Below are 21,638 nucleotides of genomic sequence, written 5' to 3' on the forward strand. Positions count from 1 at the left end.
AGGGGGTCGAGCACTGTCACCACCCGAAATTTGTCGAAACAAGCCCATGTTCGGAAGAACGTGGGCTTGTTTTTTGCTTGTTTTGAGGTGCCTGTCACTTCCCGAAGTTTGTCGATAAAAAAACAGGCAACAAGAGTTACCTGTTTATTTGCTGTTATTTGATTTTCTGGTAGAAGCGGTTGTGTTGATCGAACAACACCACGTTTATAGAATATGTTTGTTCCTGGCTAAGACTTAACTTTTGACTATCTGTAGTTGTTTTTCCATTTGCCTCAGTTGCTTCTATATTTATTACATACTCGCCTATTGGCAGTGGGAAGCTTTTTTGATTATCCCCACTCACGTTAAAGGTAGCTACAGTTTCATTTGTAAGAGAATTAGTCACTGTGACATTTGCACTCGAAATTGTTTCACCAACAATTCTGACCGATGTAAGATCAGAAGAAGCGTCACTATAAATTCTTGGGGGAAGCTGATTCATGATACTAATGTCATTATTCAAATAATCCCTTGGTACGGATTTGTAAAAGTACCATCTTTCAAGTAAATAAAGTTCTTCTTCGGGGAATCGATCTTCCGAAAACCGGATCCAGTTTTTAACGTATTGTTCAGGAATACCAGCTGCATAAAATAATAAAACTCTACTAATTAAGTTAAAGCTATTCATTCGATCAAAGTGATAATTAGGGGCATCTTCAGGTGTGTTCCACGGATGGTTCATTGAGTATTCATGGAACAACCAGTTTCCTAATTCAATTGTGCTTTCTATCCAAGCAGGATTTCCCCATATTTGAGCCAGCTGATAGAGCATGTTGCCGGTATAACCTCCATAGTTTGTATCCTCAACAAGTGGAAGGTTTTCTCTAAGTGGGAGAGAACCATTTTCTTTTTGCAAAGATAAGACCGCATTGACTTCATTATAGACAATGTCCTTTAACGTTGGATTTTTATAAAATTTTGATTCAGGTTCCCAATATAAATTTGAAAACAGTGTAGCTACTTGGATGTTTTGATTAGGATTGATTTCAGCGGAACCAATTTTTCCTCCATCAGAAATTCCGTATGGATAAATGGTAAAGCCATTATTGCTCTGACGTGGCACTTGTGACATCCAAAGAGCTGCTTGGTTATCGATGAAATCAATAATTTCTGGTAACTGTGTATATTTATAAGCTTCATACAGTCCGTTAAGATCTCTTGCAAACGGATCTCGATACCACCAGCCCGTTTTTTGATACTCAGGTGATTTAAGTCGTCCATTTTTCAGATAATATTTGTTTAGTAGGGCAACTGTTTCTTTGGTCATCTCTTTATATTGTGAATCTCCTGTAAGATGATAGAGAAAACCTAAGTGTTTTGGGAGGTAGCCTGGATACTTTGTTTCCGATTGTAGTGTCCACGCGTCTTTCATTATCATATCTCTTTTACTAGCTTCACTTAAGGCATTCCATTTCATTTTAAGCTCAGCTAATCTTGGAAACATATGTTCAGGATTATTAGGATCTAATGTGTTTGTGGCATCTTGGTAAAGATATGTTAGATAATATCTTTTTCCTTCTAAAGTGGCTGTGATTTCCTCAGGAAGCTGTTGATAGTTTCCGTCTCTTTTTATTTCCTTACTTCGATTTACTAATCGATTCAGGACGGCAAGGTCGCTTGTGAATTTTTCACTCGTTGTTTTTTGAATATCACTTTCTATTCTAGACATTAATCTAAACTGTGAAATTTCATAAATGGTTCTTTCCTTAGCTATTTTGGCAGGCCCAACATAGGAATTATTAAAGTTACGTCTCTTTTGTGAACCAGCAACTTGTCCGATTTTTTGCTCAGTGATTCTAACTTGCTTCGTAAAATTATCATATAAATCGTTGAGCTGTTCTAGGTTGGCTTTTGAAATAACGGAATTATATTCAGTAAGTCTTTCATTTAAAAGTGCACCCTGAACGAGAGCTTCATTTTCTCTTAAGGACATGTTTATAGTTTTCGGTAAGCTTACATAACCACCTATTTCTTTAATTTCCTCTGCTCTATTTATTAATCTTCCTAACTTCGCTGTATCGCTTTCTGCTATTACTAATTGCTTCTGATTTATTGACCGTTCAATAGACTTAAGGAGACGCAATTGAGATATTTCATAAATGGTTCTTTCTACTGCAATCTTAGCAGGTCTGACATACTTTTCATTCAATTTATTACGATTCGATGCACCAGACACTTGTCCAATTTTCACTTCAGTTGCCTTCAACTGATTGGTGAATTGATTATATAGATTATTTATATTCTGAAGGTCGCCGCTATTGATCGTCTTATTAAAAAATTGAAGTTCTTGGTTTAACTTCTGACCCTCAAGCTCAGCACCACTATATCCCTTAGGAGTTTCGGCACTCACAATTTGAGCCGTTGATGTAATAAAGAAAAAAGCTGTGACAGTGATGAAATTTCTAAGTTGATTCAACGATGTACTCCCTTTCGTTCATTTTGTTATCTCTATATGCTAACAGTTGCTTAGGTGGAGATTCAACTTGAAGAAGATGGAAGTGGTTTTTGGTGCCTGTCACTTCCCGAAATTTGTCGAAGAAAAAGCCCGATGATTTGGATTATGTAAAAGGATTCTACCAGAGGTTTTTCTGTATATAGTTGTGCTTGCTACATTAAAACTATAAATAGTGCTAGATTAACGAGTCTAATACACTATATTTATATAATTTTTAAGACTATTATTGAAAAATAGGAAAAACTACCTTGGTTTTTGTCGAAATTACCTATTACAAAGCGCTAGTTTTTTAGTAAAATATAGTAAGGGAGTTTCTACTAAAATAAAAAACGTTAGGAGCATTATTGATGAAGAACAGGTTAACCTGTTTCGTTGCTTTTCTCTCAATCTTGTTCATCACACTTAGCTGCTATTCACCATCTGACGTATCAGCAGCAACATCTTATGATCAAGTAGAGAAGCTAGTTAACGAAGCAGTAACAGAAGCGGAGAGCCTTGAACCGTATTACCGTATTAAGTCTTCAAAGGGTATTGGTGTTTCCTCAACATTCTCAAAAAAATATGACCAAACTCTAGCATCTATTAATGAGGCCCAAGAATCGATTAACTCTTTGAGTGACTCTAGAAAAAGTCAATTGCAAGAAAAACTGAATTGGGCAAATGAATTACGCCTTCGTGCTGCGTATTTTATTGATAGCTCAAGACATGGAGCTATTCTCCGTCAGTATTTAGCAGAGTTTGAAGCAGCAATCAGTAAGGGAAGCATTAGTCAGATTGATAGTCTATATGACAGGTATTCTACAAAGATTAGAAAAGTGGAAGAAACAATTGGAAAGGTTTATGGACCTACCTCTCGTAAAGTGATGTTGGATTATTACATAACTCCTTCTAAAGTAGCAAAAGAGCGTGTTATCTACGAGGTTTCCCATTATCGATTACTTAACAAAATCAATACACAAATACAAAAAAAGCAGCTCACAGAAGCTAACTCGAACTTTGGTGTACTAAGTAGGTTGAAAAGACGTGCAATCGAGATTAAACAAGCTGGTGGATATGCTAGTTTACCAAGTACAATTAATCAAACGTTAGTTCAAATGGAAACGACATCCAAAAAGAACTATAACACCGCAAAGGGTGGCTCAGGAGATCCTAGTACTGCTCCTGTCCAAGCCGTTGTAACAGCGAGTGCTTTGAATGTACGTTCAGAGCCAACGATTGATTCAGATGTTGTGGGTAAGCTTTATAATGGAGACGTTATTACAGTTTATGAATTTGTTGGTGATTGGGCAAAAACGAAGATTAATAATACAGTGTGTTATGTGCATAAGAATTACTTGGTTATAGGTTCTACAGAAAAACCTAGTGACTCTTTGTTAGCAGGTAAGGTCATCACAATTGATCCTGGTCATGGTGGAAAAGACTCTGGAGCAATAGGATTTGGACTTCAAGAGAAAGAGGTTGTTCTAGATGTTGGATTGCAGGTTCAAAAGCTGTTAGAAGCTGAGGGAGCAAAGGTTATCATGACAAGAAAGGATGATACCTTCCTGGATCTGCCGGAACGTGCAGCTGTTGCAAATAATGCGAAGTCTAGTATATTTATTAGCTTGCATATTAACGCAGCAACAAGTGAATCCGCTAATGGAACTGAAACTTACTGGAACGGAAATTACGAAAGTGCAGAGAGTAAAAAGCTCGCTGAAAAAATCCAAAACCGCCTAATTGAAAAGCTAGGAACAAGAAACCGCGGAGTAAAAGATGCTGGCTTCTATGTCATCAAATACACAACAATGCCAAGCGTCCTAGCTGAACTCGGATTCATCTCCAATGAAGCGGAAGCAGCCAAACTAAAAACAGCTCAATTCCGTAAAAATGCGGCTGAAGCGATTTTGTTAGGTGTGTTGGATTATTATAAGTAGATAGAAAGAAAATGGAGGGTGGTGGTGCCTGTCACCACCCGAATTTTGTCGAAAGCCTAGCTTAGTAGCTAGGTTTTTTGTTGTGAGGTGCCTGTCACTCCCCGAAGTTTGTCGGATGTAAATAATATTTTTTTATTTTAAAATAATTTTATGTCTAGTACTTAAAATTTTCCATTCGGAAACCGAAATAAACAGAGAGAATTTAAATAAGTCTGACCTCATGGGTCAGACTAGTACATCTAGAATTGAGGGAGAAACATGAAGTTAAACACATTATTAAGAATTATGCTTGTTTTTACTAGTTTTTTGTTTTTGCTAACAGGTTGGTCCATGTTTATGTTGAACAAAAATGTGAATGAGAAAGAACAGGCACTTGCATTAAAAGAAGAGTCTAAGTTACTATCAATAGAATTTCAAAGTGCCTCAGATTACTTAACCAACGAAATGAGATCTTATACACAGTTTGGAGAAATGAAATTTCAAAATAATTATTTGAAACAGTTAAATGAAACTAAAACGAGAGACAAAGTTTTAGAAAGACTAGACGAATTGAACATTCCAAGCAACTTACTTGAACTAATAGAACTTGCGAAACAAAAGTCTAATGAATTAGTAGCTCTTGATGAACAGGTAATGGCAGCGGTTGAAGATGATAATTTAATCCTTGCTCGATCGATTGCGTATGGAGCTAAGTATGAAGCAGGCAAAAAATTTCTTGCTGAACCTATTGAAGAATTTAATAACAGGCTTAATGAATGGACTTCATCCAAAGTGGCATCTGCGGAGAAGCAAGTTCAAATTAGCTTTATCATTATGTTTGTTTCATCCACTTTGGTTCTTATCTCTATCATTACAACATTTATACTTATTTTTAAAAAATTAAAGCCCCTTACCAAGCTTGCGAACACAGCTGACCAGATTTCACAAGGTAAATTGGATGTAGAAATAATAAATGTAAAATCTAAAGATGAAATTGCACAATTAACAAACTCTTTTAATATAATGGTTGAGAGCTTACGTAGTTTAATATTTACTGTCAAAAAAACAGGTGATAACCTTGCTTCTTCAGCTCAAGAATTATTAGCAAGTGCAGAGCAAACGAATCATGCTACTCAACAAGTTAGTACATCAATAGATGAAATAACCTCTGGTGCTGAAATGCAGCTAAAGCAAGTACAAGATAGCGGAAGTGTTATGAATGAAGTTTCGGAAGGAATACAGGTTATTGCCAACACAACCTCTTCGGTATCAACCTCCTCAGAAATTATGACAACAAAGGCGAAAGTAGGAGAGGAAAATATTAATAAAGCTGTTAATCAGATGAACACGATTGAACAAAACGTTTCAAGAACGTCACATTCCATTAAAAACTTAGATGAACGTTCAAAGGAAATTGAAAAAATCGTTGTTGCGATTACGGACATTTCTTCACAAACGAACTTACTTGCATTAAATGCAGCGATTGAAGCAGCAAGAGCGGGCGAGCACGGGAAAGGTTTTGCAGTTGTAGCAGATGAAGTGAGAAAATTAGCTGAAGAATCCAATCAATCTGCAAACCAAATTACACAGTTAATTCAATCCATACAAGCAGACACAGTGGCTACGGTTGAACAAATGAAAACTGTATCAGAAGATGTTGTAAATGGTGTGAGTGTAATCGAAGAAACTGGTACAGCCTTCAAAGAAATCTTGGGATCAGCTCAAGAAGTTGCAAGTCAAGTACAAGAAGTATCTGCAGTATCTGAACAAATTGCTGCAAGTACAAAACAAGTAACAGTAGCATTTAAGGAAGTTAACGCCATCACTGAAAATGCAACATCTAAAACACAAACAGTCGCAGGACTAGCAGAAGAACAATCTGCCTCAATGGAAGAAATCGCAGCATCAGCTGAAAGTCTCAGTAAGCTGGCAGGGGAATTGACCGAGGAAATTAGTAGATTTCGCTTTTAGGAGTGGTGCTTGTCACTTCCCGAAGTTTGTCGATACATACATAAAAAACCGAGTAACGAACAGTTACTCGGTTTTTGCATATTAAGAGGGCTGGGCGTATCTTTACTCACCAATTAAAACATCCCTTACCTCTCCACCAACCCAATCAAGAAAGCCTTCCACTTATCTGTAGTAGATAAATCCTTCAACGAAGACTTAGTCACCTTACTAGGTTTCATTTCCGTCACAAAGTCAGCATTATCCAATAAATCGCGCCTCGAATCCATTGCCACAACATCGCCATTTTCCAATCCATCAACAATCTCGCTAATTCCACCAAAACTTACACCAGTTTCAACTGTATCCTTTGAAACAAGTCCATTTTTATTTAATTGATAGACAAACGATTTTTTTCCATCGTGAATCGCTTTTTCTTTAAGAGATGGAACACCAATTGCTTCTGCAGTAACTACTTTTACAGTTGCTTCAGTTCCGATCGGAAGGTTTTCAGGCTGTTCGAGGAGCCCTGCTGTAAATGTATAAGCATTTTCTTGACCGATTGCAGGTTCTTCAACAGGATAAGGATTGATCTTATCCAATGTTCCTTCCATCTTTTGACCAGATGCCCTTACCGTTAGCTCCATTCCAGGTTCTGCCTTTGTTAATTGCTTTTCTGTAAAAAGCCCTTCTATTGCTAACTCGTTAGATGCAATGGTAACAATCGGGTTTTCAAGTTTTTTGTTAATGTTCACCACAATACCATCAATACCACTTACGAGTTTTGCTGTATTGTCCTGTTCATCGATATTACTTAACTGAGCTTCATACTTTGAGATTTCCTGTTCAAGCTTATGCTTTTCAAGCTCGTTACGATAAATCTCTTGTTCAATAAAACTGAAGATCATGTCTGAAGAAGCATTCACATTAATATTTAATCTATCTTCAAGATCTGAATCAATTTCAACTTCAGAGTCAGAAGTTGAAACCGAAGATTGGTAGTCAACTAAAGAATCAATATAATCATCAACGCCTTCTAATTCACCCTCTAATTGCTCAATCTCAAGCTCGATTGTTTCTTTTAAATTGTCTATTTCTGGTGAGGTATAGACAAATAATGGAGTGCCAGCAGTCACCTCATCGCCTTCTTTTACAAGAAACTGTTGAAAATCAATCTGTTCTAGTGGAAGGTAGATATCTTGATTTTCCTTCGGCACCATCATCCCGTCCGCTTCCGTGGTCTCAACAATATCCCCCTCTTGAACGCGGGACCAATTTTCAACATATACCGTCCGCTCAACCTTACTATCATCTTTATAAATTAAATAAACGTTTAAACAAATAAAACCAGCAAAAACAATTGCAAGTCCGACGCCGATCCATTTTTTCATCATAGCACCTCCTTAGAAAAACACCGAGATTTTAATAAATGCCAATAATCCTTCGAAAAACCAAAGGAGTAAATAAAACAAAATAATAAAAATCATGATACCAAATCTATTCTTCTCACTAAGAAAACGGAAATAATAGTATTGGACCAATATTGCTACGAAATGAAACAGTGTAATCGATCCGAAAAAGCTCGTCCAATATTCATGATCAATCACGTACTGACTAACAACTCCGAAAGAAAATGGATTGCTTACATGATTTAAATCAAGCAAAACAAGAACTGGCAGTGTAATAAGCTGCCCAACTAATAGAAGGGTCAGGGTAAACATCTGGACGATTACTATTTTAAAATATGGGATATCAAGAGCGAGCCAAAAAAATAACGCTGCAAACCAAATAAATAGCGTTGGATAAATCAAGCTAGCAACGAGTCTTCCCGCTAACAACAGCAACTTACCGGATTCATATTTTTCACTTGAATTTTGTATATTTCCTGAATATGTTTCCGTCCCAATTCCGAAATATGTACTAATGGCAAAGATCGTCAAGCTTATTAAATACAAAAACAGTAGCTTAGGAACGACCTTCTTGACAGCTTCTGCTTTTTGTAATTGATAGAGGCTTATTTGCGGTTTGAAAAGTCCTTTAAATAATTGAGTTTGGTAGATCATGTATGTACCTCTCTAGTAAATTTATATTCTATTGTTAATTTTAACTTACTTTTGAGGAATGTAAAATAGTGGGAGGGTCCTAGGTGAAACTTTATTTGAGCTTTTAATTTTAATGTTCACACAATAGCCAAATGGAAAGAATATTGCTTCAATGGATAGTGTTAGGTCAATATAATTAAATAATTTATAAATTTTTACATAAAATATGAATTTATATAGTGATTTTTACCCAATATTAACAAATATATGGTAATATTGGTAGGTGTTTAAACTAGTAAAATAGGAGTGTTGAAATCTTGAAGAAAAGAATGAAAAAGAAACTTATGCAAGCAACAACCACGACATTATTAGCATCAGCTGCTCTCGTTGCAACCTCACCAGCACAGACTTCTGCTGCATCCAATGCTACGGATCTTGTAGCAAAGGCGAAGAGTTCAGCAAGCCTATTAAAACAATACTATAATGCTGAAGAATCTACGTTAACTAAGGAATTCCTAAATGCATATAATCAAGCAAAAGCAAATATCACAAAAGCAGAAAATGCAGGGATTAAAGATACAAAATTAAAAGCTCAATTAGATTCAGCTAAAAACGAACTATTAAAAGCTGCTAGATTGATAGATGCTATAAAAGTAGGAGAACAACTATCAAAGGATACAGAATCATTAAAGAAGTACATAAATAAGGAAGAATTAAACGATGAAATGGTTGAAGCCTATCATCAATTATCGGAACAAATAAGAAAAGCAGAGCGAGTTTTCAGTAAGGTATATGGCGAAAAAAATCGAGAAGCTGTTCGTGATGAGTTCCTTATTGGTGCTAAGATTGCAAAAGAATCTGTCATCTATGAGGTATCACGCTATATCCTTCAAGATCAAATTTCTAAACAAATAGAGAAAGAGGAAATTGCTGAGGCTAAGGAAAACTATGCGAAGTTAAATCGTCTTGAAAGAAGAGCTGAGGAAATTAAAGCAGATGGTAATAAGCTTTATCCAGGAAAATACCCTCAACTATCAAAAATGGCAGATTCATTAACTGGCAAAAAAGTCGAGCTAAGAACCAATTTAACTATTACTATTGAGGCTGAATCAACAAAACAAGGTGAGCCAACTGTATATGGATCGGAAGAGTTACAGAAAGTAGAAAAAGATTTAGTTGTTACAGCAACTGAAGGTACTTATCTTGAACTGAAAAATCTTGAGGTAAGTGGAGATATTATAATTAAAGGTGTAAATGGTTCAGCTGGTAAGGTGACATTAACAAATGTAAATGTAACTGGAACTGTAAAAGTAGATGGAGAAGAGGAGAAGAAGACTCTTGCTGCTAACGGGGAAGAAACGTTAAAGCAGTTGCAATTATTTGTTGATAAACAAACTCAAATCAAGCGTCTAACACTTGTAAACCGAACAGAATTAACAGCGGAAAGTGGAGCGAAAATAAACTCAGTTGATATCACTCCTGCGATTCCAAGTCATTTATTTACATTGAATGGTGACCTTTCCTCTACTAATGTTACCGTTAAAGGAAAAGAATCAGAAGTTAAACTTGGAGCAACTGCCAAGATCTTAGAACTTTTAGTAAACAGCAAAGCAACAATTGATGCAGAAAATGGGGCATCATTACTATCACTATTAATTGACACTGCTGATAAAAATACAGAAATCGGCTTAAAAGGTGATCTTTCTGACACGAACGTACTTTTAAAGAACAGTAATGCTTCTGTTTCAATTAAAGCAGGCACAGTTGTTAAAAAGCTTGAAAAAGATGCATCAGTAAAAGATGATATTAAAATTGACAATAATGGTACTGTGATTGATTCTGAGGGTGTAGATGTTGGTAACTCGTCAGATTATACACCGCCGATCAGTGGAGAAACTGGTGGTGGACAAACAGAAACACCGCCGACTGGAGGAAATACTGGTGGCGGACAAACAGAAACACCGCCGACCGGAGGAAATACTGGTGGTGGACAAACAGAAACACCAGCACCAACAATTCAAACAATACAAGATATTGTTGAGACGGTGAATAAAGGTGAGTCATTTAATCTGCCTAGTGAGGTTGAAGTTAACTTAAGTGATGGTACAAAACAAAATGTAGAAGTGGTTTGGGAAGAAACTGCTGTTGATACATCAGTTTTGGGTACTACAGAATTCTACGGAACTGTAGAAGGATACGATGAAAAAGTTTTACTCAAACTTACTGTTTCACCTGAAGGGTATACAGTGAAAAATGATGGTATTACTGCCGTTGTTACATCTGGTGAAGCATTTGATTATGCAATCGAGCAAAATAATATTACAACAATTGAAATTTCTAAAAGTCTTTCAAGTAATTACTCAGGAGATGTTAAGAAGAAAATTGTTGTACAGGAAAACATTAAGGATCAAATAATTGATTTTAATAATGCGACGTTGTCTAATGTTCAATTGTTTGGAGACAACCTTACACTTAAAAATGCAACAATTATAAACTTAAGTGTAGAAGAAACAGTGTATAATTTACATTTAGAGAATATTAAAGATGGAGAAGGTTCAACCCACACTTTAAATGGTGGAGGTGGAGAATCAATCGTTCTTTCTGGGGATACTTCATTTAAAGGAAATATAAAAATAACTTCTGGAACTGCTCTACAAATTAGAACGGATAGCGAAAATGCAAAGATAGAAGGTACAATCCTAATAGAGTCTGAAGCCAAAACAAAAATCGCTGCACCAGTCAAAAATGTAGTAATTGGTAGTGGAAATGAAGAAGTTGAGATTAATAGTACAGTAGATCAATTAATTGTTCGTAACAATGCAAATATTACGCTTGGTGAAGGAAGTAATATCGGAAAAGCAACGAAGCGTGTTGGTGTTGAAGTCACTGCAACTAATGGAAATGGAACACCTATTGTATTTGAAGAGGTACTAGATAAATTTGAATTAGAGAGAATGATTATTGATGCTGATGATATTCTTGAAAATGCAGTAGTTGGAGAAGTAGAAGGTAATTATTCGCAAGCATCTAAAGATCAGTTAGCAACTGCTATAAATCAAGCAAAATCTGTTAACGATAGCAGTACAGAAGTAACTACAACTGTCCAAAACCAAGTAGATGTAGCAACAGCTACTCTTCAAGAGGCGATTAACACCTTTAAAAATTCAGTTGTAACTATAGATCGTTCACAATTAAATTACGAATGGAATCGTGCGCAACGTGTTGCTAACAGAGCAATCATTGGGAATAATACTGGTCAGTATCCTCAAACCGCACATGACGACCTAACTAGTGTAATTGAAGAAGCGAAAACAATGTATGAAACATTTGGAAAAACACAGGCCCAAATTGATGAAAAGGTAGAGGAATTAACACAAGCTATCGAAACATTTGTGGATAGTAAAATTGGAGAAAGTGATGAAGACATTCTTCATGAAGGAAGTATATCTTTCTTAATTAAGGGTGAGGAATTTGTTTCTCACTATGCTAATGTAGAAATATTCCCGTATTCTGATCAACCAGGTTCAAGCTTAGAAATATATAGAGATGCAGAGGTACAAGTAGAAAGTGATGGTTTAAAAGTTAATGTAACAAATATTGATGAAACACTTGCAGAGACTTTTTATGCAACGATTAGAATCGATGGGTATTTATTAATTGAAGAATTAACAAGTGAAGAAATCAAAAGTGGGACTACAAAAATAATAGAAGTTAATGAAGCGGAGTTTGCTCCAATTAATGCTACTATATCAGGTGTTAACCAAGAGGAAATCAATGATCAATTCTTTGCCTTAAATCCAGTTGATAGTGAAGGAAATGGCATGTTTCACGCTTATGTAGCACCTGACATAAAGGTACCATTTGGAACTTATAATATTCAATACAATGCACAAACTGATAGTGCTTCATATCAATTATTTAAAGATGATTTTACAATTTCGGCTACTAACCAAAGATTAAGTTTTACTGAGGAAGAAATGGCGCTAGTTGACTTTTCTTTTGAACAAAATATTGCAGCGAATTTTGATTTTGATAGCGCAGTAGGTTTACCTTCAGGGGGCGGAAAATATGATGTTATTTACCATCCGAATTTTGCTGATGAGGCTGAGTCACTGTACTTAAGCAAAAATACTTACCATTCTATTATTCAAATCTATCGAGTTACAAAAGATGGACAAACTTGGGAAGTTAATTATGACAAGTATAATAGAAATAGTAATGGTGAGATTAATGTTAATGAGAACATGACAATTAGTGCCGATGATCAGCTGAAAGTAGTGTCTGATACACATGGAGACCAAGTTATTGATGTAAACTCTCCACTTTATTATTTTTTGCACGGTTATATTAGTGATGGTAAAGGTAATCAAGTATATGGATTTCAAAAGCTTCACCTAAACGAGTGGGGTTATTATGACTACAGAGTAGAAGACCGCTTAAACGGAGAAGTCACAGTTAAAGCAAACAATAAAACATACAAGAAAAAAGTAAAAGGATTTAACTTTACTGAACTATCTTTAAGTGAAATTGTTAATGGTGAAGAACTATCAGGTGAAATTGAAATCATCTTCAGTGTTGAAGACTCACCGATTCCAATTACACCATTTAGCAAGAAATTTAATATTTCAGCACCAACAACACAATCACTAGAAGAAGCCCAAGCATCAACCCAAAGCGCAAGCACCCTAGATCTATACGCAGGTTTTGACGTCCAAGACGGCACTGTGAAAATTTCTTAATTCAAAAAGCCCTCAATTTAGCAAATTGAGGGCTTTATCTATAGATAGAAAATAAACTCAAAAAAAGGGAGTGCAAAACAATTTTATGCACTCAAAAGGGTAACACACACATATATATAATACCCATTATATGAAGAATTTATGTCCGTAGAACCGAAACGGAACATAAAAAACACTATTACCAAATAATTCAATATATTAAGGTATTTACACATGACCCAAACCAACAAACATGACTTTTTACCTATTTATCCTCAGGTATTTTTTATTATTCTCGCCCAAAAGCTCTATTTTTCACAAATGAGAAAAATTATCATTAAAAAAGAAGGAAAAAAAAGGAATAATGTCGTATTATCAAAGTGGACGTAAAAAATAAGAAAGTAGGTAGCTGGATGAAACTTTTTAAGAAGGCAGGCATAATGGCTTTTAGTGCTGCTTTGGTTTTCTCTTCCCTTGGACAAACTCAAGTGAGTTATGCAACGAGTGAGCCTGAGCAAAGTCAAAAAAATTACGGAGAAACGTTAAACAGGCTTGGATTTAAGAGTTCAAGTAGTTTGCAATCTCTCCCAACAGCAAAAGAAGATGAGGATGTATTTTATGATAATCTCCTAGTTATCAAGTATAAGAAGGGGATTTCGTCTAATACTCATAAAAAAATGGGTACGACATTAGTAAGAAAGGTAAGCGGTCTGCAATATGATGTTGTTCAAGTAACGAATAAAAAAGATATTGATAAAGTTGCTGCTAACTATATGAAGCGCAGTGATGTTTTATCCGTTACAAAAAGTGCAAAAATTAAAAAGCTTGGTGTACCAGATCAAAAGCGTTCATCCATGTACCACCTGGATAACCTGAAAGTTGATGATGCAACAAAGCTTGCAGGGAAAAACAAAGTAAAAGTGGCTGTTGTTGATACAGGTGTTGATGCTAGTCATCCAGAATTGAAAAATAAGATTGTGTATAACTACAATGTGATGGATCCATTGAAAAAGGGTGCTGTTGATTTACACGGTACGCATGTTGCCGGAATCATTGCCGCTGAAAAAAATAATGAAGTTGGCGGATATGGTGTAAATCCTAATGTTCAAATTGTTTCAATTGACGTTTTTAATCGTTCATTTTTTTCAAGTGACTACACAGTTGCGGAAGGAATTTTAAAAGCAATTGAACAAAAGGTACAAGTGATTAACCTAAGTCTTGGTTCTACCTATGCTTCACCAATCATTAAAGAGGCAATTGATAAAGCGATTGAAGCGAATATTACAGTCGTAGCAGCAGCGGGTAATAGCGGCTCTGAAATGCTCGAGTATCCAGCTTCATTTAGTGGGGTTATCAGTGTTGGGGCTACAAATGAAGAAAACAAATTAGCTGAGTTTTCTACGTACGGTCCGTCTGTTGATGTTGTTGCACCAGGGGAAGACATTTATAGCACAGCTTATGATGTAGACCGCGGTTCATCATATGCCAAGTTAGATGGTACATCAATGGCGTCTCCGGTTGTTGCTGGAACAGTGTCATTGCTCTTGTCAAAAAATCCTAAGCTATCACCACAGCAGGTTCAATATATCTTAAATAAAACAGCAACAGATTTAGGTAGCAAAGGCTATGATACTACGTACGGGTTTGGACTAGTGAATCCTGTAAATGCATTAAAATATGATGCTAAGAAACTACCAACAGTAGAAAAACTAACAGAAGATCAATTAATTGAAAAGGCAAAAAAGATTGAAGTAAAAGAAAAATCTGTTCAAAAAGGGGCTATCACAAAGCTGTACCAAACAGATTGGTATCAATTTTCTGTAGAGGAAAACGAATATGTTCAGCTAAATTTATTGCCTTCAAAGAAATCTTTTGATTATGAATATGAGCTTTATTTCTTCCCAGAGGGAGAAACAGAAACAGCAGCTGACCATGTAACAGTGAATGATGTAACGGTTGGTGGAGAAGAAGCGTCACTTTACCAAGCATCTGCAGCAGGAACGATTGTTGTTGGTGTAAAAGATGCACTGAAAAAATACAGTGAATCTGCCAAACAAACATATACTTTAAACATTTCAAAACAAGCTGAACTGAAAGATGATGGTTTATCAGAAGAAAATATGCAAACTATTACTCAGTTCCCGTTCACTTCCGGTGATTTATACTTTACTGAACCGGCACCTGTAGTTCCTGAGGAAGAAGCACCTGTAGAAGGGGAAGAGCCAACGGAAGAAGAAGCACCAGTTGAAGAGGCTCCAATCGACCTAGAATTTGGAGATAGTGATTTCTTCACTTTCACTGTCCCAGCGCATAGTGAGAGCACTGAAACATATCAGGTAAGCACAACAGGAGTTCCTGGTATTGATGCAACTCTTAATGTTTATATGGTTGAAAAGTATGAAATCGATGGCGAAGTGATTGAAGATAAATTCTTGTATGACAATGTTAATAATAAAGGCTTTGGTCATGGTGAAACTATTTCGTTCAATGGTTACCCAGGAGCAACATTTATTATTGAGGTAACAAACAATCCTCTGTCTGAATTTTTTATGTGGGGTTATTTAGAGCAAGAGCTTAACCTTGAGAGAAGTTTCTCTTCGGCTCTTCCTTATCAAGTAAAGGCAGAAAAAACAGTTCTACCGGCGGACGAGGATCAGTTCCCAGAAGCTTCTTTTGACTACTCAGAAGAAGTAACAGAAGAATATGTGGAACAAGCTGTAAAAACAAAAGATAATATCAGAAATGGTATTTTAGAAGATTTACTTGCTTTATTAGGACCAGAAGAAGATTATTTTGCGATGATTCCTGATATTGCTCTTCCTTACACAGTTAACGAAGAAGCAAAAGGCTTTTTCCAATATAGCGGTGATGAAGACTGGTTTTCTGTTCAGTTAGACAAAACAGGAGTTTACGAGCTTGCTAATAAAGGAGCGGAAGCGGGAATTGAGGTTTATCAGCAGGATGCTGAAACAGGTCAGTTCAGCATGGTCGCTTATAATTATTATTATGATATGGCTGGTCAATCTGTATTAGATAAACTATATGTTGGTTTGAAAGCAGATCAAACCTACTATATTAAACTATCTGACCCAATGTATCGTCCGAATGCTAGTGAGTATGCATTCTCAGCTAAATTTGTTTTAGATTCACCAGTAGATTCTCAAGAATCAAATGATGTATACGCTAATGCGACTGAACTAAAAGAAGGGACAGTAACTGGTAACTTCTCAACAGAGCAAGATATGGACATGTTCTACTTCACTCCACAAAAAAGTGGTATTTATGGCTACCAAGTTCAACCTGTGAATACGAAGTATGGAAGTAATGTACCGAAAGAGATGAAGAGAGAGCTAGATCCTGTTGTATTTGTCATTGAAGATACAAACGGAAACAAAGAGCTTGATGTAGAAGAAGAAGGCAAGCTAATCATTACAGACGTTGGTTTCTCTGGTGATGAAGAGCGCGGATCTTTCAATGCTACAAAAGGAAAAGGATACTTTGTTGTTTTATTTGATTACTACGGCGCAACTTCATTCCAAAACTATAAATTTACGTTTGCTTCAGGCAATAAAGTCGATGAAGACAAAGGTTCAGTGATTAAAAAGAATGTACCAAGTAAGCCGATTTCCCTTAAATCGTCAAAAGGAAAACTAACTGGTACAGGCTATATGAATGCGTCAAATCAAAAAGGTGATGTTGACTACTTTAAGCTTGTGATCAATGATAAAGTGAAAAAGTACAAAGTAAAGCTGGATGTTCCATCAGACTTAGACGGTGTAATTAGTCTTTATGAAGCTAATGGAAAGCAGCTGCTGAAAAAAGATCAGTACGGATTAGGAGATGCTGAAGAGTTTTATGTTAATTTGAAAAAAGGAACATACTACCTCAAAGTAGAAGATAGAAAAGGAAATGCGAGTATCTCTCCTTATCAATTAACACTTCAATAAGGCTGTAAGAGAAAAACCCTCTGATACAGAGGGTTTTTTGCTTTAAATAAACGTTTAATTATTTCTGTTTTCATAGCGGTTTGTCTCTAGTGAGCGCTGATAAAGAATCTGGGCTTTCTCAGTCTTCCCTTTTTCTTCTGCCGCTTTTGCCGCGTGAAATAACAGCCAGGAATGATTTCGTTCATATGAAATCGCTTTGGTTAGCCATGCAGTTTGCTCCTCAATAGATAACAACTGATGCTCAACCGCAAATCGCACATACTGAGTTTGCCAGGGGTTTGTTTCATGTGCCTCTCGAACGGCAGCTAGTGCCTCTTCCTTAGTTACTGCCGACTCCACGCGATGGAATGCACTTTCAGCTTTTGCAAATGTAATGGACAACCAAGCACCACTTACCAGAATTACAAAAGCTAGGATAAGCGGAACGAGCTTTGTTTTTGGTAATGAAACCTTCTCCTGACATAGCCCAAGGATAAGCAGATAGAAAAGAAGGATAGGATACGAAAACGTAAACTCAAAAAATCCATGTAACAATAGAAAAACAAATGCCGGCAAGGAGAAAGATCTTTCCTTGAACAATTGCCATCCCGTTCTAATAAGTAATATCGATATAAATAGCAGCCCAATTAGGCCTATTTCAATCCAAATATCCAGATAACTATTGTGAACCTCACTTGTTAAGTAAGGAGAAGACTGAATACGGTACATAAAAATCCGCCATGCCTTTCCACCTAAGCCTGTAAATGAAAACTCATCCCAGTGTGCCAAAGCGTCTTTCCAGTATAATACTCGCTCTGAAAAGGTATCAAAGTTAAATAATAATCGCTGCTGCAAGGAAATTGGCAAAAGGCGATAAAATGCACCTTTCCAATACAGGTCACTAATTAAAATGATCAACCCTACTGTTAGGGAAAAAGGCACAAGGTGTATGTTAAGAGAACTAGGCAGCTTTTTCATCACATTTTTCTTTTCCATCCACCATAAAATAACTGCGAATCCAATCATAGCAACAAGTGGCAGCCATGTGATGGTCGCTGATTCATTTCGCACGATCAACGTATAAGCAATTGTCCCACAAAGAAAGACAGAAGCAGAACTAACTAAGTAGCGAGTATGATTTTCTTTTGAAATCACATAAAATGACCAAAGCCATACTACCATAAACACCAACCATGCACCACGTGATTCGGTTAATAAAAACAGTGGCCAAGAGAACAGAGGAAGTAGCAGATGTGAAATGGTCCAGCCTTTCTTCGATTCCTTCACAGCATAAACAAGGTGAAAAAGAATCACCGTAGCAAGTAGGGAGGCAAACGCATTAGGATACTGCAAAAAGCCGCCAAGTCGTTCACCTAGTCCAGATAATTCTTTTGATAAAGAAAGGACAAAATGAGGAACGGAAAAAACATCCAGTAGCACCAGGTACGTCCCAACCACCGTTGTCCAGTTTATCGCCAGCAGGAGTAGAGGAAGTTGCACAGCTCGTTCTTTTATCTGTAACAATAGAGTGCCGAACGCAAACAAAGCACACCAAACTAGGTATTCATCAAACGCTCCTTGAACCGATTCCACCTTATATAACAAAGGGAGGATTGACAAAAAGGGGAGTGGCAGTAGCCATACGGGTATGACGATTTCTTTCCTTTTAATAAGCAAATAAAATCCCGTGATCACAAACAAAGGTATTGTATAAACATACACGTAACCTGGATTGTATAGCCCGCTAAACCATATTAGTCCGACGATAAATAATAAATAAATTAAGATTGCCATAACCATCACCTAACTGCAAAATAAAGAAACAACCTTTACTTAGGTTGTTTCTTTATCAAATTAATATTTCAGGGCATGTAAAGTTGTTTGATATTCATCTTTTCCTTCATCATAAGTTGTTTGAAGGAAGTATAAAGAATTTGTACTAGCGTTGCTTCCTGATAATTGTACCCAGCCATTTATTCCGAATGAATAGGATCCAAGGCTTTGTCCAGCATTTGAATATAGATGCGTCTTATTTTCCTCATGATAAGTTAAAACAACAATCTCATCCATAGGATATAAGCTGCTATACCATTGTGAATCTGCTATATCCGTTTTCCAGCTATACGTACCGTTCGGAGCCATTGTTGCTAAAAATTCATTCGTATTAAAAATAAGCTTTCCATTGGAGATGAAGAAATATTCATAAATATCGTCCATATTATATCCGTATGAATTTTGCGCAATGATTTCTGTTTGTTTCTTTATATTACCAGAAGAATCAAGCACATAAAAATCAGTGTCAGATAGGATAAGTGTTTCGTTGTTATATTCTTTTAAACCATTTTCGTAAATATAACCAAAAGAGTCATTTGACCAGTTCAAGTTACCAGCTGCATCAAAAGAATAAAGTGTTCTTAAAGAATCGAAGTATTCAGCTGCATCATAGCCGATATAAACATAGGCATTTTTCTTTACTTTAACGATATCGTAGTAATAAATAGCATTAATATCTTCGCGGTCAACTGCCAAGCTTTGTCGCCATGCTTCTTGTCCTGTGTTTGAGTACTTAATAAAGGAGCTTTCTTTCCATTGATTTGTTTGGATGTCCAGCACATACACGGAACCATCATTAGCATACTCAATATCATACTCAGCTGTTGGCTTAGGAATCGAGTAAAGAAGCTTTCCTTGAGATGAAATGGCTTGAATTTCATTGTCGAGATAAACATAGATTGTTCCATTTTGAGCAACGTCATAATCATGTTCATACTTATCAAGTGGTTGCTTTAAAGAATAAGTCCATTCTAGGTCACCATCTATGGAATAAGAAGAGAGGATTCCTTCTGAATATTTAATGGTTAGTACCTTTGGATTTGCTTCTGTGCCGCCACGGTCAACTTGTTCTTCTTTAATACTCCATGTAGAATTCGTTTTACCACTTTCGTCTAATGACATAATGTCTGCATGGTAGACTTCGTTAACAATGTTGTAATTTCCATAAAGAAGTGAACCGTCATCCTGAACATTTGTTTCAAACAAAGGCTCTCCTTTAAAGTGAAGCTGCCACAGTTCTTTTAATCCTTCGTTATTTTCATGTAATTGCGAGGAAAGGCTGCTTTCCCAGTTATTTAATGTAGACGTGATTGCTGTAGGAACAGCTTGGTAGCCACCTGTTTTCTTTATTTCAACAGCACGCTTCTTTAATCGTGATAGTTTAGCTAAATTGCTTTCTGCCTGAGTGTATTGCTGTTGTGAAATTTGTTCGTTAATCTTTCCGAGTAAACGGTATTGAGAAACTTCGTAAATCACTCGTTCTCTAGCAATCTTTGCGTTCACCACATATTTTGCTAGTAAGGCATCGCGGTTTTTCTTGCCCGATACTTTTCCAACTGCAGTTTCAGTTGTTTTAATTTGTTTTGACAGGTCATCGTACAGACTATCAATATGGTGGATATCACCGCTATTGATGACTTTGTTAAATGTTGTTAGCTTGCCTTGAAGAATATCACCTTGCTTCTTTACATTTACTGTTGCAGATGCAGCAAACGATTCATTTGTGCCAATGAAGATGAAGATTAAGGCACAGATAAATGTGAGTAGTGCTTTTTTTGAAAACATTGAATTTCCCCCTATTTATTTTTTATATAAAAGTCCATTTTCTGGACTTTAAAACACTTTTAGTACTTGAAAATTACTTGTCCATTATCAATTCTTGATTTTTCCTCTTGTAGTTTCCTTTTGGCCTCGTCTAATAATTGCTGAATCTTATTTGACTGCTCAGCCAGATCTTCTCGGAAAAACGAAGTGTACTCATATGTATGAACAGGCTCAAACATGCCATCGTCGATTGTAATTCTGACATGGTACATATATCTTTCCGCGACACCAAGATAGTTTTTATAAGCTTCCCCGAGCTCACCTGTTACCCAATTCGTATGTGGTTCACTCATGCCGCTTAATGTCATATCTGTTAGCTCGTCAGCTTTCTCCTTTAGCTGATACTCATCAGGCTCTACAACTGTTCCATTTGTAGGAAGCTCTTCGCCATAATGCTGAAAATAGCGATTAAAAGAAAATAAGTTCCTTTGAACATCAGGAAAATTCTGCTCAACAAACTGGACATAATACTGATCGAGCTCGTAGTCCTCATAAATAGGAGGCATCACATCTGTGGCTAATACCGTATCAAACCATTCGTAAAAATCAGGAAAAAAGGTTTCGTATAAACGATATGTTATTGATGGTGCTTCAGAAGATTTCTTCGTTGGTTCAGAGGGTTTTGTTACTTTTGGTTCTTCCACTTTTGGTTGTTTAGTGGCTGGCTCTTCTTTAGTTTCTGGTTCAATTCGCTCTGTTGATTCAATAGTAATAGCCTCGGTTTGAGGTTCCTCTGTAGTCGTTTCAGCAGGAGAAGGGGTTTCCTCAACACCAGCTGCAATATCTTCTTCAACGGCTATTTCTTTTTTATCTTCAGAGAAAACAAGAAACAAAGTAAACCATACTCCAAAACAAATCACAGTCATAAGCATTAAAAGTAAGGGTAGTAGTTTTGACATGATGATGGACAACCTTTCATAAGACTTTCTCACTATTAATATCGGAGGATATTGGAAATT

10 protein-coding genes are annotated in these 21,638 nt (G+C 36.4%); 4 read left to right on the top strand and 6 right to left on the bottom strand.

The window, feature by feature from the left end:
• Positions 1-154 precede the first annotated feature (154 nt).
• A complete protein-coding gene (locus COD11_RS19490; protein WP_098798546.1) occupies positions 155-2,455 on the bottom strand; it encodes a carboxypeptidase regulatory-like domain-containing protein in 2,301 nt (766 codons plus the stop codon).
• A gap of 386 nt (positions 2,456-2,841) precedes the next feature.
• Here COD11_RS19490 and COD11_RS19495 point away from each other — a divergent pair, with 386 nt between their 5' ends.
• Both COD11_RS19495 and COD11_RS19500 read left to right on the top strand, forming a co-directional pair.
• Positions 2,842-4,410: an N-acetylmuramoyl-L-alanine amidase gene (locus COD11_RS19495; RefSeq protein ID WP_098798547.1), complete on the top strand. Its 1,569-nt coding sequence runs from the start codon at positions 2,842-2,844 to the stop codon at positions 4,408-4,410.
• 813 nt (positions 4,411-5,223) lie between these two features.
• Positions 5,224-6,360 carry a methyl-accepting chemotaxis protein gene (locus tag COD11_RS19500; protein WP_483296302.1) on the top strand — a complete coding sequence of 379 codons (1,137 nt, stop codon included), beginning with the start codon at positions 5,224-5,226 and terminating at the stop codon, positions 6,358-6,360.
• 125 nt (positions 6,361-6,485) lie between these two features.
• On the opposite strand, the gene COD11_RS19505 is transcribed toward COD11_RS19500, so the two are convergent.
• Entirely contained in the window at positions 6,486-7,727 is a 1,242-nt protein-coding gene (locus COD11_RS19505; protein ID WP_098798549.1) for an efflux RND transporter periplasmic adaptor subunit, read from the bottom strand.
• Between the two features lie 12 nt (positions 7,728-7,739).
• Entirely contained in the window at positions 7,740-8,399 is a 660-nt protein-coding gene (locus COD11_RS19510) for a hypothetical protein (RefSeq protein WP_098798550.1), read from the bottom strand.
• Between the two features lie 296 nt (positions 8,400-8,695).
• On the opposite strand from COD11_RS19510, the gene COD11_RS19515 reads away from it, so the two are divergent.
• Together COD11_RS19515 and COD11_RS19520 are read left to right on the top strand one after the other, a co-directional pair.
• Positions 8,696-13,117, top strand: coding sequence for an Ig-like domain-containing protein (locus COD11_RS19515; protein WP_098798551.1), 4,422 nt, complete (start codon positions 8,696-8,698; stop codon positions 13,115-13,117).
• A 392-nt stretch (positions 13,118-13,509) separates the two neighbouring features.
• Positions 13,510-17,043 (top strand): S8 family peptidase, encoded by a 3,534-nt coding sequence (locus COD11_RS19520; protein WP_098798552.1) that lies wholly within the window; start codon positions 13,510-13,512, stop codon positions 17,041-17,043.
• Positions 17,044-17,097: 54 nt separating this feature from the next.
• On the opposite strand, the gene COD11_RS19525 is transcribed toward COD11_RS19520, so the two are convergent.
• Genes COD11_RS19525 through COD11_RS19535 form a run of 3 tightly spaced genes read right to left on the bottom strand, consistent with a single transcriptional unit; the run spans position 17,098 to position 21,578 of the window.
• Positions 17,098-18,816, bottom strand: a complete 1,719-nt coding sequence (locus COD11_RS19525) for an O-antigen ligase family protein (protein ID WP_176551153.1) — start codon at positions 18,814-18,816, stop codon at positions 17,098-17,100.
• A 60-nt stretch (positions 18,817-18,876) separates the two neighbouring features.
• Positions 18,877-20,640 carry a hypothetical protein gene (locus COD11_RS19530; RefSeq protein WP_098798554.1) on the bottom strand — a complete coding sequence of 588 codons (1,764 nt, stop codon included), beginning with the start codon at positions 20,638-20,640 and terminating at the stop codon, positions 18,877-18,879.
• A 59-nt stretch (positions 20,641-20,699) separates the two neighbouring features.
• Positions 20,700-21,578 carry a hypothetical protein gene (locus tag COD11_RS19535; protein ID WP_098798555.1) on the bottom strand — a complete coding sequence of 293 codons (879 nt, stop codon included), beginning with the start codon at positions 21,576-21,578 and terminating at the stop codon, positions 20,700-20,702.
• Between the last annotated feature and the right edge of the window lie 60 nt (positions 21,579-21,638).

Source organism: Bacillus sp. AFS040349, assembly GCF_002577655.1.
Classification (GTDB): Bacteria; Bacillota; Bacilli; order Bacillales; family Bacillaceae; genus Metabacillus.

Excerpts from the sequence above, each read along its gene's own strand:
- COD11_RS19510 (WP_098798550.1), bottom strand. The coding sequence starts at position 8,399 with ATGATCTACCAAACTCAATTATTTAAAGGACTTTTCAAACCGCAAATA.
- COD11_RS19520 (WP_098798552.1), top strand. The coding sequence starts at position 13,510 with ATGAAACTTTTTAAGAAGGCAGGCATAATGGCTTTTAGTGCTGCTTTG.
- COD11_RS19495 (WP_098798547.1), top strand. The coding sequence starts at position 2,842 with ATGAAGAACAGGTTAACCTGTTTCGTTGCTTTTCTCTCAATCTTGTTC.
- COD11_RS19530 (WP_098798554.1), bottom strand. The coding sequence starts at position 20,640 with ATGTTTTCAAAAAAAGCACTACTCACATTTATCTGTGCCTTAATCTTC.
- COD11_RS19535 (WP_098798555.1), bottom strand. The coding sequence starts at position 21,578 with ATGTCAAAACTACTACCCTTACTTTTAATGCTTATGACTGTGATTTGT.
- COD11_RS19525 (WP_176551153.1), bottom strand. The coding sequence starts at position 18,816 with ATGGCAATCTTAATTTATTTATTATTTATCGTCGGACTAATATGGTTT.
- COD11_RS19505 (WP_098798549.1), bottom strand. The coding sequence starts at position 7,727 with ATGAAAAAATGGATCGGCGTCGGACTTGCAATTGTTTTTGCTGGTTTT.
- COD11_RS19500 (WP_483296302.1), top strand. The coding sequence starts at position 5,224 with ATGTTTGTTTCATCCACTTTGGTTCTTATCTCTATCATTACAACATTT.